Genomic DNA, 13321 nt, shown 5'->3' on the forward strand with positions numbered 1-13321 from the left:
GTTTTCATTATCTTTTATCTATTCGAGTCGTTAAACTATCACCAATCCACTGAATTAAAAATACAACGAGTAATACACAAATTGTCGCAACGATTGTTACATCGTTATTTCCACGCTGGAATCCCTCTAAGTAAGCAAGTGTTCCAAGACCACCAGCACCAACAACACCTGCCATTGCTGTATAGCCTACTAAAGCAATAGTCGTAACCGTAATACCAGATACTAACGCTGGTAACGATTCTGGAATTAACACCTTCAAAATAATTGTGCTTGTTTTTGCTCCCATCGCTTTTGAAGCTTCAATTACACCTTTATCAATTTCACGAAGTGCGATTTCAACCATTCTCGCGTAAAACGGTGCCGCTCCAATAATTAAAGCTGGCAGCGCTGCACTCGCTCCGAGTATTGTTCCAAGAAGAATCTTTGTGAACGGGATTAATAAAATAATTAAAATGATGAACGGTATAGAACGGAAAATGTTTACGAACGCTCCAATCACCGTATTAATCGCTTTATTTTCCCATAAATTATCTTTCGCTGTCATAAAGAGTAATAGTCCTAAAATAAGTCCTAAAACAAATGTGGCAAGCGCTGCGATTGCCGTCATATATAACGTTTCACCAGTTGCTTCTAACATTTGATTCCAATCAATATTTGCGATTAACTTATCCATGTGCAATCACCTCCAGCTCTACTTGATCTTGATGAATCCCTTCTATTGCTTGCTGGATCGCTGTTTCTTCACCATTTAAATGAACGACTAAACTTCCGTAAGAGCCGTTATTCGTTTGCGCGATATTTCCTTGCAAAATACTAACTTCTATATCACCGCGCTGCATTAACCTTTGAAGTACCGGTCTTTCTACCGCTTCACCGACAAATTGCAAACGAATTACTTTTCCATCTGGATACTTTTCTATTAAACTTTCAATCGTTTCATTCGTATCTTCAGAATCAGTTAACTGCTGTACAAATCGTTTTGTAATGTCTTGCTGTGGATTACGGAATACGTCAAGTACTGGACCTGTTTCTACGATCTTCCCTTTCTCCATTACAGCAACTCGATTACAAATTTTGCGAATAACGTGCATCTCATGCGTAATCAATACAATTGTTAAGCCGAGACGCTTATTAATATCTAACAATAAATCTAAAATTTGATCTGTCGTTTCCGGATCAAGAGCTGACGTTGCTTCATCACATAAAAGTACTTGTGGATTATTTGCTAACGCTCTTGCAATCCCGACGCGCTGCTTTTGTCCACCACTTAGCTGAGATGGGTACGCGTCTCCTCTTCCTTCTAATCCAACAAGATGAATTAACTCATCGACACGTTTTCTTCTCTCCGCCTTATCGACACCTGCAATTTCAAGTGGGAATGCGATATTTTCACGCACAGTTCGTGACCAAAGTAAGTTGAAATGCTGAAAAATCATTCCGATTTCTTGTCTTGCCTTACGAAGTTCATTTCCAGTAATCGCTGAAATCACACGATTCGCAATTGTAATTTGGCCAGAAGTTGGTTTCTCTAACTGATTAAACAATCTGATTAACGAACTTTTCCCAGCGCCACTATATCCAATAACACCAAATATTTCGCCTTTCTCTATTTGTAAGTTGGCGTTATCTACAGCAGTGACATCACCGCTTTTTGCCTTATATATTTTCTTTACATTTTCTAATAAAATCATGATGTTCACCCCTTTTTTAAATAAAAAGCGCAAGCGGCTCGCTTAGAACAAGAGGGCGTTGGAATCCCAGACGTAGAGGCGCTTTTTGCCTCATAGGAAGGGATGAAACGACCGACTGTTCTAGCCGCTGGAGCTAGATTTAGTAAAAAGCGCAAGCGGCTCGTTTAGAATGTGAAGTGGATGGAGCTTCTGACGTAGAGGCGCTTTTTGCCTCATAGGAAGAAGCGAAGCCATCGAACATTCTAGCCGCTGGAGCTGGATTTCATAAAAACTTTGGATAGACTCCGCATTTTTTTATTTTTCATGCGTGTAGTCCATCGTTATAGCTCCTCTTATTATTTGAATTTCCTCCGCATTCAAACAACAAAAAACCTTTCCGCTTCTAGAGAAGCAGAAAGGTTTATATGCGTATATAACAACATTATCCCTCTCTCTCATCTCTCAAAGCATTTGCTTTGCAGGAATTGGCACCATTTCAACATAAGTTGACGGTTGCCGGGCTTCACAGGGCACAGTCCCTCCACCTCTCTTAATAAGAGAAATCAGATTAAATTTTCGTCTGATTTAAAATTTATGAAATTGTCTATATTTTATGAATTGAATTGTATCAATATCCACACGCTCTGTCAACAGAAATTTTCGCAAAAAAAGAAACTTCAGAATTTTAAGCTCCGACTGACATCGGTTTACATATATGAAACATCGATTCAACTAATAACATCGTTCGATACGTTCCAGAATATTGTACCCGTCCATCACTCATTAACTTTTGCAACCTCATATTTCCAGTCACTAATTTTTGTACATCCTCTTCCTCTAAACAAACGATTTGTTCCGTTCCTCTCGCCTCTTTCAAAAGTTCTATATAATCTCTTGAAATTTGTAACGAACAGCATTCATCTCCAAAACGAAAATTAACAGTTCTTTCTCCTTGCCTTAAAAGCGGTTCTAAATGATATTGACCATTAGCGTAATTTACAAATGATTGAAGCAAAGAATATAATTTCATCCTAAACCACATCCCTCATATCACTTTCTATTACATACCATTCCCTCTTATTAAAGGACAATCCTGTTGCTTTCGCTCGACAAATACTGTATCTATCACGCATGTCGACATATTTCCCAAGAAATATGTCGAGGCGGCAAAAACTTTGCCGCCTACTTTAATTCCGTATATAAATATTCAACCGAATGAAATGCATATATTTTCTTCATCAGTGTCCCATTTTCAAAAATAAGTAAACACGGTACACTTTCTATCCCATACTCTTTCGCTAAATGCGGGGCATAATTTAAGTCTAACATTCCAATTTTCAAATCTTCAATCGTCATCTCAACGACCGTTAACATCTTCTTTGCCAATTGGCATGTTCCACACATTGGTGTATACACATATAACACTGTTTTTTCTTCATTTCCTATTAGGGCTGTAGCTTCGGCACCTGTCCAATCAATCACTTCTATCATTCCTTACCGTAAATATTCTGTATAAACGTCAATGTCTGCTCCCCATAATACATTTGCTAAATGTGAAGAAGGTGCAGTCGCCACCTCGCGATACGAGCGATCAATATAAATATGTTCTGCTTGCGGAAATTCTTTTCGGAATTGTTTCCTTAACTTTTCTCCTGCATCATCAGCATCCACTAGCACATATACGTCCTTATCAAAAAATTGATCAATGAGCTCATCCATTTTCGACAAACCAATTGTACCATTTGTACAAACAATTTCCACTGGTTCACGAATAATAGATTCAATCTTTCTTCTATCCGATTTACCTTCTACAATAATGACTTTTTCCACATAAATCATATGTCATCACCCGATCACCATATACTATACAACCTTTAACTTAGTATATAGTATATTCGTTATTTTCATGTTGTTTCCTGTTTATTTTTGCAAAAGAAAAGCGCAAGCGGCTCGCTCAGATTGTCAGGGGGATGGAGCTTCTGACGTAAAGGCGCTTTTTGCCTTGTAGGAAGAAGCGAAGCCACCGAACAATCTAGCCGCTGGAGCTGTACAATAACGAAAAGCGGAACCGACTGTTCTAGCCGCTGAAGCTAGATCACAAAGAAAAGCGCAAGCGGCTCGCTCAGCATGAAGCCTCCATGAAAAAAGTTTTTCAAAAACGTTCTCCTACATAATAATTAATATATATGTTTTTAAATTCATTATGTACACAACATAAAAAAGGACAGCACAAAGGCTGTCCTTTTTCTTCGACTATAATTAGTCTTGGTTTGTCATTTCTGCATATTTTTCTGCAGTTAATAACTTCTCAACTTGGCTTGCATCAGAAAGTTCAACTTTAACCATCCATGCACCCTCGTATGGAGATTCGTTAACTAGTTCTGGTTGGTCACTTAATTCTTCGTTTACTGCTACAACTTTACCACTTACAGGTGCGTATAATTCAGAAACTGTTTTAACAGATTCTACGCTTCCGAATGGCTCGTCAGCTTGGATTGTTGCACCTACTTCAGGAAGTTCAACGAATACGATATCGCCTAACTCACCTTGCGCAAAATGAGTAATACCGATAACAACCGCATTACCTTCTGTTTTTACCCATTCGTGTTCTTCAGAGTAACGTAAATTATTTGGAATGCTCATGACTGTACCTCCAGTGAATGTATTAATTATGTAAAAATACCTTATTGGTACTTTTTCCACACACTTTCAAACTGCTCTTCGTTAAAACCAAGTGTTACACTCGTTCCATCTGTTACAATTGGACGTTTAATCAACATGCCATCAGATGCTAAAAGCTCATACATTTCGTCTTCGCTTGCATCCTTTAACTTATCTTTTAAACCAAGTTCGCGGTAACGCATTCCACTTGTATTAAAGAATTTTTTTAATGGTAATTCACTTTTCTCATGTAAATTACGTAAATCTTCTTTTGACGGTGGATTTTCAACAATATGAATCATCTCATATGCTACATCGTTTGCCTCAAACCATTTCTTTGCTTTTTGACATGTGCCACATTTTGGATATGAATAAAATGTTACTGTCATAAATTCACCTACTTTTTTACTAACCTTTACCTTTATCATATAGAAAACATTTTATTATTTCAAACGATTATTCGCTAAACTTTTACTTATTTCGTGATAATTTTTAATAATCCTGCTAATTTTTCTTATTTTTCCGCCATTTATTAAGAAAAAATAAATATATAATTTTTTAAAAATCTTTTCTCATCCCACGCCGAACATATATCTTAAACAAACGTTTGATTAATTTCATATTTTTCTACCTCAACCTTCGGAATACGTAGATTCTTTTATACCGAACATACCTCTTAAACAAACGTTTGATTAATTTCATGTTTTCTACCCCAACCTTTGGAATACATGAATTCTTCCATACCGAACATACCTCTTAAACAAACGTTTGATTAATTTCATGTTTTTCTATATCACCTTTGGAATACATGATTTTCTATACCGAACATATATCTTAAACAAACGTTTATCCCGCTATTTGCGGGCAGTAAGACCCCCACCTCGAAATTCGGCAAATGCGAGGAAGTTAGGTGGGAGATAACTGCCCGTAAAAGCCCGATTGGTGCGGGCTTTTAATCAGTGGGGGATGGACACCCCCACTGATTAAAGTTTCACTTTATTTAAAAAATAAGAAGTCCTTTTACAGGCTCCTTCATCATCGACTTAAATAGTCCGAAATGGTTTGAAATACTACTATATACATATTATGAATACTTTCTTCTGTATTTCCACCATTCGATAAACCTACTCCCCATTGTTGCCCTTCGCCACTTCCAATATTTGCAAAACCTTGCGCGTACATAGCATTTACATCTTTTCGTGCACTGTTATACTCTATCCCTTTTGTAATAAAAGTCGAATATGATTTATCTTGTAAGCCAATAAAAAACACTGGTTTCTTTAACGATAAAAATAAATCTTTATACTGCTCTTTCGAAGCTTCTTGAAAGTGCTCTTTCATTATTAGAAAACCATCTACTGCTCCAGATTCCTTTTTCAGTTCTTCTAACTTAACGTTTTCAAACTTTATATTTCTAAACGTATCTTTCGGCTTTTCACCAACAACTCCAATTACGAGTGCTCTCCCGTTGTATTCTAATTTCTCTCCTTCTTTATCCTTTGCACACCCAGTACTCACTAGGCATAACAATATAAAAACTAAGAAATACAGTGAACGCTTCATATAGCACCCTCCCCCTCTTTTTAGTCAAGTGACAAAAATGTAAGGTGAATTCAAGAAAATGTAAGTAAAATCGATAGCCCAATTGGATTTTCTATATTATAATCAATTGAATTTATTTACATTACTAAAACATAGGAGATTATCATGAAGAAATTTAAACTTTCATCTCTTCTTCCGTTAAGTTATATACTTCTACTCGTACTCGTAAGTCCCCTTTACGACGTATTAAATAAATCTACTGTTCACGCAGTAGATGTCACAACTGTAGTAGATGATTGGATTCCATTTGTGAAAGCATTTATTATTCCTTACTTACTTTGGTTTCCATACTTATACGGTGCACTTATTTATTACTGTTTTGCTGATCGAAAGCAATATTATGTCACTTTAAGTAGTGTAATTCTTGGAAAACTTGCTTGTTTTTCGATTTACTTTTTTTGGCAGACAACTGTACCACGCCCAACCGTCGTTGGAACAGATGTATTTTCCGAACTAGTCCGCTATATTTATAGTATTGATCAACCAGTAAACTGTTTCCCAAGCATTCATGTCCTTACGACATTTGTAATTATGTTAGCTGCCTTTAAGCGCAAGGAACAGCATACTTTGGAATATTACATCCTTACTTTCTTCGGTACGCTTATTATTTTATCAACATTATTTACGAAGCAGCATGCATTTGTAGACGCCATTTCTGGAATGATGCTTGCAAGCGTACTTTACTTCGGCGTTCAGTTGTTATTAGCAAAAGAAACCGTACGTGTTCCAGTAAAACAAAATCAAAAAATGTAAAAAGCAGACTGTGGCTTCAGTCTGCTTTTCTCTATATTAAGGAGATTTTCAAATTAAGATTGTGGTACAGTCATGTCACCAGAATGAATACGACCTGCTTTTTTAAGAGCAATGTACAGTATATAAGAAACAGCTACTGGAATGATGATATAAGTGATTACCATCGCTGGGACAACTTCCCACCCTTGGCTGGAAATTAAATTAATTGGTGCGATAAGAGAGCTTAATCCAAGACCTGCAATTTCTTTTCCTGCTTCCAGTTGGAAAATTAATGCTGATACTGGGCCCACTATAGCGCTGGCGACGACAGTTGGGACGAGAATCATTGGATTTTTAGTAATGTTCGGCAACTGTACTTTTGGAGTACAAAGTGCCTGAGCTAATATGCCACCTAAATTATTCTCTTTCGCTGAAATAACAGAGAATCCGATAAACTGAGCAACACATCCTGCAAGTGCTGCACCGCCTGCAACGCCGTCTAAGCTAAGTGCTATCGCTAACGCAGCTGATGAAGCTGGAGAGATAAGTAACAATCCCCAAACTACAGCAATCACGATAGAAGCGATAAACGGGCTACCAGTTGAACTATCTTTAATGAATGCTCCAACTGCATTTAAAACTGGGCTAATATTTTGAGCTAACCAAATACCGACTAAACCAGAACCTAATATTGCTGCAAATGGAACGAGCATCATATCTAAAGCAGTTTTTCCGCTTAATCGTTTACCAATATAAACTGCTAAAGTCGCTGTTAATAATGCACCGATTGGTTCACCTGTTTTAATGATGAGACCAGCTTCAGTAATTGAAATGGAACCTGCTCCAATTGCTCCAGCTACCATTGATGAGAAAATTACGAGTCCGTTTGCACCGAGCATAAAGGCAATCCCGGCTCCAATTGCTGGTGCCATAAGTGATTTTGCAACAACTCCGATTGTAATAAGTAATGGGATATCAACAATTCTTCCTATATTTTCGATTAGTAAACCAATTCCAAGGGATACGAAAATACCCTGTGCGATTCCGGCAGAAGCTTTAAACACACGAGACATTATATATTCCTTCATTTGTTTCACCTTCTCCTATAATTTAGTAACCAATTGTTTTCATATAATCGCGTAAAACATCGTTTGATTTTGCAAAGCGACTTTCTTCATCTTCTGATAAGTTTAGTTCTACCACTTCTCTTATACCATCTCTAGTAATAATTGCTGGTACTCCTGTACAAATATCGTATTCGCCATATTCACCATCTAAAATGGCTGAAACAGCGATAACACGGTGATCATCATTGAAAATTGAGCGCGCAATATAAGCTAAAGAATTTCCGATTCCGTAATAAGTAGTTCCTTTGCGCTTATAAATTTCCCATCCAGCTTTTGCAGTCTTCTCAACAATTTCATCTAAATCTATTTCACCAAATTGGTCTTTTTTCTCTTCTAAAATTTGTAAAATCGGCTTTCCACCAACAGTTATGTGAGACCAGGCAACCATTTGAGAATCACCATGTTCTCCTAATGAATACCCATGAATACTACGAGGGTCTACATGTAACATTTCAGATAAAATTGTTCTTAAGCGAGAAGAATCTAGTGATGTACCTGTACCAATCACACGATTTCTAGGTAATCCAGATAGCTTCCACACTTGATATGTAATAATGTCAACTGGGTTCGATGCGAGTAAGAAAATGCCATCAAATCCACTTTCCATTACGCCGTCAACAACACCCTCCATAATCTTAGCGCTGGCTCCTAAAGTGTCTAAACGACTTTGTCCAGGCTTCGGCGCTGGTCCTGCTGTAATAATGACAATGTCCATATCTTTGCAGTCTTCATAACTTCCTGCATATACTTTTGTTCTTGTATTTGTAAAGTTAATGCAATGTGATAAGTCCATCGCTTCTCCAACTGCACGTTCATGATTTATATCAATTAACAATAGCTCTTCGCAAATCCCTTGGTTTACAATGGAATACGCACAGCTTGATCCAACTAATCCAGTACCGATAATTGCAATTTTTCTTGTGTTTCTATTCATAGCAATCTCTCCTAATTGATCATGTAGTCTATTTCTTTCGTTCTTTACACCCCTAATTATAGAGGTTCTCACGATAGAAACCATGGATACTTTGTGAAATGTTGAGCAAAGTTTTTGTCCTTTTTGTGAATTGTCATATTACATTTTCGTCATATTTGTTACAACCGGAAAAATATTTTTTATGTATTTATTGACATATACCAAACAAAAAAACGAGCGAATCCATTCGCTCGTTTTTTTCATCACACTATTCCGCACTTAATTGACTTTTCAATTGCTGTACAATCATTGGGTTAGCAGGCGCTGCCGGCTTATAATAACTTTTTTGCTTTGCGTATTCATACATATTACGTTGACGGGATTCATCTTGATTACGAATTTGAATTAACGTTTGATGTAACTGTTCATTATCAGACTGAGAAATATAATTTGCATAACTTGTTAAACTTGAGTTTAACCCTGCTAAATAATCATTTACCATATCTTTTTCATTCATTTCTCTCTTCCTCCTATCCTAGAAAAGTCATTAACTGCTGTTTCGTATTTCGTGCATCTTGCGCATCCTTCTCAAGCATTTGCTTTAGCTGTGGGTCTGTACAAGCCTGTGCATACTGTTCCAATTTGTTAATAATCGTCGCATGACCACCAATTAAATGACGTAAGTTTTCAACTTCAAGCTCTGTTAAGTTTTGCATATAACATACCCGCCTTTCTTTGTTCATTCATCATTAGTATTTGGTTCTTTTTGGATTGTATTCATTAACTTTTCCCACATATAAACAAAATAAAAGATGAATAGCTAGGCCATTCATCTTTTATGCTAAATATTCATTCAATTTTATAAAGAAACAATCATACTTATACTCACAAGTAGGTTCCATACAATATGTAAAATGATGCTAGGTACAATAGATTGTGTTTTCTTATATAACATAGCAAATACAATCCCCATAATCATTGCCGTAATCGGAAAACCACCATGAAGAATCCCAAAGATGAAGGAAGAAATAATGGTACCAACTAGAAAACTATATTTCTTTTCAAAAAATCGATACAAAATACCTCTATATAAAATTTCTTCTTTAATCGGTGTAATTATAGCAACACTTAACACATATATAATACTTTGTAGACTATTTTGAAGTCCTAAGCTCCCTAATTGATCTCGTTGCTGCTCTGCACTTTCAAAGCTAAACAACTCTAACATTACATACTGAGTTAATGCAATGATGATAAAACCTATTAATAAATACAAGTAGGTTTTCCCATTTTTTAAAATAGATACATCCCAAATGTTCTTAATAAAATGAAGCACTGGTTTATAAGCAAATAAAACAATAGTAACAACAGCTGCATCAAATAGAAGTAAATAATATCCCTCTAAATTAGCACGTAATACCTCTTCTCCAAAAATTCCAAGGGCTAAAGCAAGGAATAATCCCCCTAAGAGTGAGAACCCTAGAATGCTTGCAATCGTTACAACTAGATTTTTATATGTTATGTTATCTACTTCTCTTTCTGCATTATACGCGTCTAACACTGTTTTTCTCATACTATTCCTCCATTTGTTTTCATTCCCTTAACAAAAAACTATTAATACAAATATATAGATAATATAACAAGATTTTCAAAAAGAATAATATGCAATTTTATATATTATGAAAGCTTTGTATTATATAGTTTTTGGAACTAGATTACTATAGAATAATTATTAGATGGAATTCCAAAAATTTCTTATCTATCCACCATAACCCTCGCATCATATAAAACTTATTAATTAAAGGAGAAATGAACATGAAAACACATGACTTCCTTACAGAAATCCAGAAGGGCTCTGAACCTAATCCCTATCAAGACCCTATCGCATTTATTTTCGTTTGCTTTTCCTTAGCCATATACACATTTTTCAAACCTGCAAAATAATATCATCTAGCAAAAAGAGCCTCAAAATTATTTGGGGCTCTTTCTAGTTAAATTCCTTTCTGCTTCTTCAATCGCTAGTTTCATGCGTAGCAAAGGGTCTTTAATCATCTTTCCGTGCCCTGTCGCCAATATAGATGGTTTATATTCCAGCAATTTTTGAGCGCTTGCCAAGGCAGTTTCTGCATCCCAAGTCCCAAACACAGGAAACGGAAAGAGCCACTTTATTTGTCCTGCGACCGCCACTCCTCCTTTAGTTTGAAACGCATCTCCAACAATTAGTGCATCGTTCCTCGTATCTAAAAACGCCATTGAACCTGGTGTATGACCTGGAGTCTCAATCGCTAAAAGAGAACCAATTTGATCACCCTCTTGAAGAAGAATATCTGGAATCGTCTTTATCTTTTTGGACACACCCACTTTTATCGGTGTGTTTCGTTCTCCATTTTGCAGTGCCATATCTCCTTCTAGTAAATGAGCATCTCTTTTAGAAATATAAACCGTAACATCCGGCAGCTCTTGTTTTATCGCATCAAGTGCTCCTATATGGTCATCATGCGCGTGCGTGATAACAATATTCGTAATCGATTCACCAATTTTTCGAGCCACTTCTAAAATCTTCATTGCACAAAATGGTAAACCTGCATCAATTAAAGTTAATCCTGTTTCTTCTTCAACAAAATAGCAGTTAATCGGAAATAAACGTGGTAAAAATGCGATTTGATGAACTGTTCCTACTTTTATTACCTTCATCTCCTTTACCTCCATTAAAAAAAGCCGTTTACAAATACATATGTAAAACAGCCCTTTTCAAGAATCCATCAACAAAAAACCAGCAGCCATAAGGCCACTGGTTCTCTTTCATCTATTAAACTGTGTAACGCTCATCTTCTAAAATTTTCGCAGCAATTTCACGTTTCTTCGGAATTACATTAAGTGGTGTGTGGCGAGTTAATTTACGTAATGATGATAACATCATGCGCAGCATGTCGCCGTTTTCAACTGCGATAAGTGTTTCTTTCGCATCTGCTTCGATTTCGTTGAATGCTTCTTGGCAGAATACTTCAGTGTATAACACTTTTTGTTTATTCTTTTCAAGACCAGTTGTTTTAATTGCTTTCTCTGTACGAAGAAGAGCTGACTCCATTGCGTATAGGTTGCTTACGATGTCAGCGATATTCACAAGAATTTCTTGCTCTTTATCTAATGCTTTACCGTATTTTTGAGCAGCTAATCCAGCTACCATTAAGCCAATTTTCTTCGCGTTAGTTACTAAATATTTTTGAAGTGCTAATGGCTCATCGCCTACTTCTTCTGGCATCATCATCATTAACTCTTCTTGTAATTTTTGTGCTTTTTGAAGAAGTGGTAATTCACCTTTCATCGCTTTACGTAAGAACGTACCTGGTACGATTAGGCGGTTAATTTCGTTCGTTCCTTCGAAAATACGGTTAATACGAGAATCGCGGTACATTCTTTCAATCTCGTATTCTGCCATAAATCCGTAACCACCGTGAATTTGAACACCTTCATCTACTGTATAATCTAGTACTTCAGAACCGAATACTTTATTTAAAGAGCACTCGATTGCATATTCAGCGATAGAAGCTGCTACTGCTTTACCGTCCTTTACTTCTTCTTCAGATAATGTGCTCATGCGGCTTTCGAATAAACCTACTGTACGGTATACAGAGCTTTCAGCTGCATATGTTTTCGCTGCCATATTCGCAAGTTTCTCTTGAATTAATGGGAAGCGAGCGATTGGTTGTTTGAACTGTTGACGTTGATTTGCATATTGTGCTGAAATTTCTACTGCACGTTTCGCAGATCCAACTGTACCAACACCTAATTTATAACGGCCGATATTTAAAATGTTGAACGCGATAATATGACCTTTACCGATTTCACCAAGTAAGTTTTCTTTCGGTACTAATGCATCTTCTAAAATTAACGTACGAGTTGAAGAACATTTAATACCCATTTTCTTTTCTTCTGGGCTTGTAGATACACCAGCATATTCTTTCTCTACGATAAATGCTGAGAAGTGCTCTCCATCAATTTTTGCATATACGATAAATACGTCAGCGAATGCAGAGTTTGTAATCCATTGCTTTTCACCATTTAATACGTAATGTGTACCTTCTGCATTTAAACGTGCCGTTGTTTTTGCACCTAATGCGTCAGATCCTGAACCTGGCTCTGTTAATGCGTATGCAGCTAATTTTTCACCAGTTGCAAGTAATGGTAAATACTTTTTCTTTTGCTCTTCGTTACCGAATAATACGATTGGTAATGATCCGATACCTACGTGAGCACCGTGAGTAATTGCAAAACCACCAGCGCGCGAGAATTTCTCTGCGATTAACGCTGAGCTTACTTTATCAAGACCAATTCCGCCGTACTCTTCTGGTACGTCAGCGCCTAGTAAACCAAGTTCCCCAGCTTCTTTTAAAAGACGAACAGAACGATCAAACTCGTGTTGCTCTAAATATTCAAGCTCTGGAAGAACTTCATTTACGATAAAGTCCTCTGTCGTTTTTGCAATCATTTTATGCTCAGATGAAAAATCTTCTGGCGTAAACACTTGATCAATTGTAATTTCCTCTACTAAAAAGCTACCGCCTTTAACCGCATTTCCTACTGTTTTTTCCATGAAAATTTCCTCCTTCATATTT

The 13321-nt window shown here is 36.6% G+C and carries 16 protein-coding genes and 1 riboswitch; of the genes, 1 reads left to right on the forward strand and 15 read right to left on the reverse strand.

Going from position 1 to position 13321, the window contains the following annotated elements; translation table 11 throughout:
* Positions 1-7: 7 nt before the first annotated feature.
* From JFU23_RS12925 to JFU23_RS12960, 8 genes are all read right to left on the reverse strand, one after another.
* Positions 8-673, reverse strand: a complete 666-nt coding sequence (locus JFU23_RS12925) for a methionine ABC transporter permease (RefSeq protein WP_002129754.1) — start codon at positions 671-673, stop codon at positions 8-10.
* Positions 666-1691 (reverse strand): methionine ABC transporter ATP-binding protein, encoded by a 1026-nt coding sequence (locus JFU23_RS12930; protein WP_061673671.1) that lies wholly within the window; start codon positions 1689-1691, stop codon positions 666-668. The genes JFU23_RS12925 and JFU23_RS12930 overlap by 8 nt, the downstream gene beginning before the upstream one ends.
* Positions 1692-2122: 431 nt before the next feature.
* A riboswitch (SAM riboswitch) is annotated at positions 2123-2230 on the reverse strand.
* A gap of 125 nt (positions 2231-2355) precedes the next feature.
* Positions 2356-2700, reverse strand: coding sequence for a hypothetical protein (locus tag JFU23_RS12935; RefSeq protein ID WP_002015939.1), 345 nt, complete (start codon positions 2698-2700; stop codon positions 2356-2358).
* Positions 2701-2852: 152 nt separating this feature from the next.
* Entirely contained in the window at positions 2853-3161 is a 309-nt protein-coding gene (locus JFU23_RS12940; RefSeq protein ID WP_002015940.1) for a thioredoxin family protein, read from the reverse strand.
* 3 nt (positions 3162-3164) lie between these two features.
* Positions 3165-3509 (reverse strand): toprim domain-containing protein, encoded by a 345-nt coding sequence (locus JFU23_RS12945; RefSeq protein WP_000640865.1) that lies wholly within the window; start codon positions 3507-3509, stop codon positions 3165-3167.
* 420 nt (positions 3510-3929) lie between these two features.
* On the reverse strand, positions 3930-4313 hold the full coding sequence (gene gcvH / locus JFU23_RS12950; protein ID WP_000026895.1) for a glycine cleavage system protein GcvH: 384 nt from the start codon (positions 4311-4313) through the stop codon (positions 3930-3932).
* 41 nt (positions 4314-4354) lie between these two features.
* A complete protein-coding gene (locus JFU23_RS12955; RefSeq protein WP_002129756.1) occupies positions 4355-4720 on the reverse strand; it encodes an arsenate reductase family protein in 366 nt (121 codons plus the stop codon).
* 646 nt (positions 4721-5366) lie between these two features.
* Positions 5367-5894, reverse strand: a complete 528-nt coding sequence (locus JFU23_RS12960; RefSeq protein WP_201032027.1) for a hypothetical protein — start codon at positions 5892-5894, stop codon at positions 5367-5369.
* A gap of 144 nt (positions 5895-6038) precedes the next feature.
* Between JFU23_RS12960 and JFU23_RS12965 the strand changes: the two genes are divergently transcribed.
* The gene (locus JFU23_RS12965; protein ID WP_201032028.1) at positions 6039-6686 is read left to right on the forward strand and encodes a phosphatase PAP2 family protein; all 648 of its coding nucleotides are present in this window, start codon (positions 6039-6041) and stop codon (positions 6684-6686) included.
* A gap of 53 nt (positions 6687-6739) precedes the next feature.
* On the opposite strand, the gene JFU23_RS12970 is transcribed toward JFU23_RS12965, so the two are convergent.
* From JFU23_RS12970 to JFU23_RS13000, 7 genes are all read right to left on the reverse strand, one after another.
* Positions 6740-7753, reverse strand: a complete 1014-nt coding sequence (locus tag JFU23_RS12970; RefSeq protein ID WP_201032029.1) for a PTS sugar transporter subunit IIC — start codon at positions 7751-7753, stop codon at positions 6740-6742.
* A 22-nt stretch (positions 7754-7775) separates the two neighbouring features.
* Positions 7776-8726 carry an L-lactate dehydrogenase gene (locus JFU23_RS12975; protein ID WP_483862043.1) on the reverse strand — a complete coding sequence of 317 codons (951 nt, stop codon included), beginning with the start codon at positions 8724-8726 and terminating at the stop codon, positions 7776-7778.
* A gap of 247 nt (positions 8727-8973) precedes the next feature.
* Complete coding sequence (locus JFU23_RS12980) at positions 8974-9222, reverse strand: spore coat protein (protein ID WP_002034620.1); 249 nt, start codon at positions 9220-9222, stop codon at positions 8974-8976.
* Between the two features lie 13 nt (positions 9223-9235).
* A complete protein-coding gene (locus tag JFU23_RS12985; protein ID WP_002089398.1) occupies positions 9236-9421 on the reverse strand; it encodes a hypothetical protein in 186 nt (61 codons plus the stop codon).
* Positions 9422-9564: 143 nt separating this feature from the next.
* Positions 9565-10278: a CPBP family intramembrane glutamic endopeptidase gene (locus JFU23_RS12990; RefSeq protein WP_201032030.1), complete on the reverse strand. Its 714-nt coding sequence runs from the start codon at positions 10276-10278 to the stop codon at positions 9565-9567.
* 398 nt (positions 10279-10676) lie between these two features.
* The gene (locus JFU23_RS12995; RefSeq protein WP_201032031.1) at positions 10677-11399 is read right to left on the reverse strand and encodes an MBL fold metallo-hydrolase; all 723 of its coding nucleotides are present in this window, start codon (positions 11397-11399) and stop codon (positions 10677-10679) included.
* Positions 11400-11514: 115 nt separating this feature from the next.
* Positions 11515-13299, reverse strand: coding sequence for an acyl-CoA dehydrogenase family protein (locus JFU23_RS13000; protein ID WP_088293166.1), 1785 nt, complete (start codon positions 13297-13299; stop codon positions 11515-11517).
* Between the last annotated feature and the right edge of the window lie 22 nt (positions 13300-13321).

Source organism: Bacillus sp. TH50 (assembly GCF_016650565.1).
GTDB lineage: Bacteria > Bacillota > Bacilli > Bacillales > Bacillaceae_G > Bacillus_A > Bacillus_A mycoides.

What these genes read in the sequence shown, in the direction of transcription:
- JFU23_RS12925 (WP_002129754.1), bottom strand. Translation starts at nt 673, where the DNA reads ATGGATAAGTTAATCGCAAATATTGATTGGAATCAAATGTTAGAAGCA.
- JFU23_RS12930 (WP_061673671.1), bottom strand. Translation starts at nt 1,691, where the DNA reads ATGATTTTATTAGAAAATGTAAAGAAAATATATAAGGCAAAAAGCGGT.
- JFU23_RS12935 (WP_002015939.1), bottom strand. Translation starts at nt 2,700, where the DNA reads ATGAAATTATATTCTTTGCTTCAATCATTTGTAAATTACGCTAATGGT.
- JFU23_RS12940 (WP_002015940.1), bottom strand. Translation starts at nt 3,161, where the DNA reads ATGATAGAAGTGATTGATTGGACAGGTGCCGAAGCTACAGCCCTAATA.
- JFU23_RS12945 (WP_000640865.1), bottom strand. Translation starts at nt 3,509, where the DNA reads ATGATTTATGTGGAAAAAGTCATTATTGTAGAAGGTAAATCGGATAGA.
- gcvH (WP_000026895.1), bottom strand. Translation starts at nt 4,313, where the DNA reads ATGAGCATTCCAAATAATTTACGTTACTCTGAAGAACACGAATGGGTA.
- JFU23_RS12955 (WP_002129756.1), bottom strand. Translation starts at nt 4,720, where the DNA reads ATGACAGTAACATTTTATTCATATCCAAAATGTGGCACATGTCAAAAA.
- JFU23_RS12960 (WP_201032027.1), bottom strand. Translation starts at nt 5,894, where the DNA reads ATGAAGCGTTCACTGTATTTCTTAGTTTTTATATTGTTATGCCTAGTG.
- JFU23_RS12965 (WP_201032028.1), top strand. Translation starts at nt 6,039, where the DNA reads ATGAAGAAATTTAAACTTTCATCTCTTCTTCCGTTAAGTTATATACTT.
- JFU23_RS12970 (WP_201032029.1), bottom strand. Translation starts at nt 7,753, where the DNA reads ATGAAGGAATATATAATGTCTCGTGTGTTTAAAGCTTCTGCCGGAATC.
- JFU23_RS12975 (WP_483862043.1), bottom strand. Translation starts at nt 8,726, where the DNA reads ATGAATAGAAACACAAGAAAAATTGCAATTATCGGTACTGGATTAGTT.
- JFU23_RS12980 (WP_002034620.1), bottom strand. Translation starts at nt 9,222, where the DNA reads ATGAATGAAAAAGATATGGTAAATGATTATTTAGCAGGGTTAAACTCA.
- JFU23_RS12985 (WP_002089398.1), bottom strand. Translation starts at nt 9,421, where the DNA reads ATGCAAAACTTAACAGAGCTTGAAGTTGAAAACTTACGTCATTTAATT.
- JFU23_RS12990 (WP_201032030.1), bottom strand. Translation starts at nt 10,278, where the DNA reads ATGAGAAAAACAGTGTTAGACGCGTATAATGCAGAAAGAGAAGTAGAT.
- JFU23_RS12995 (WP_201032031.1), bottom strand. Translation starts at nt 11,399, where the DNA reads ATGAAGGTAATAAAAGTAGGAACAGTTCATCAAATCGCATTTTTACCA.
- JFU23_RS13000 (WP_088293166.1), bottom strand. Translation starts at nt 13,299, where the DNA reads ATGGAAAAAACAGTAGGAAATGCGGTTAAAGGCGGTAGCTTTTTAGTA.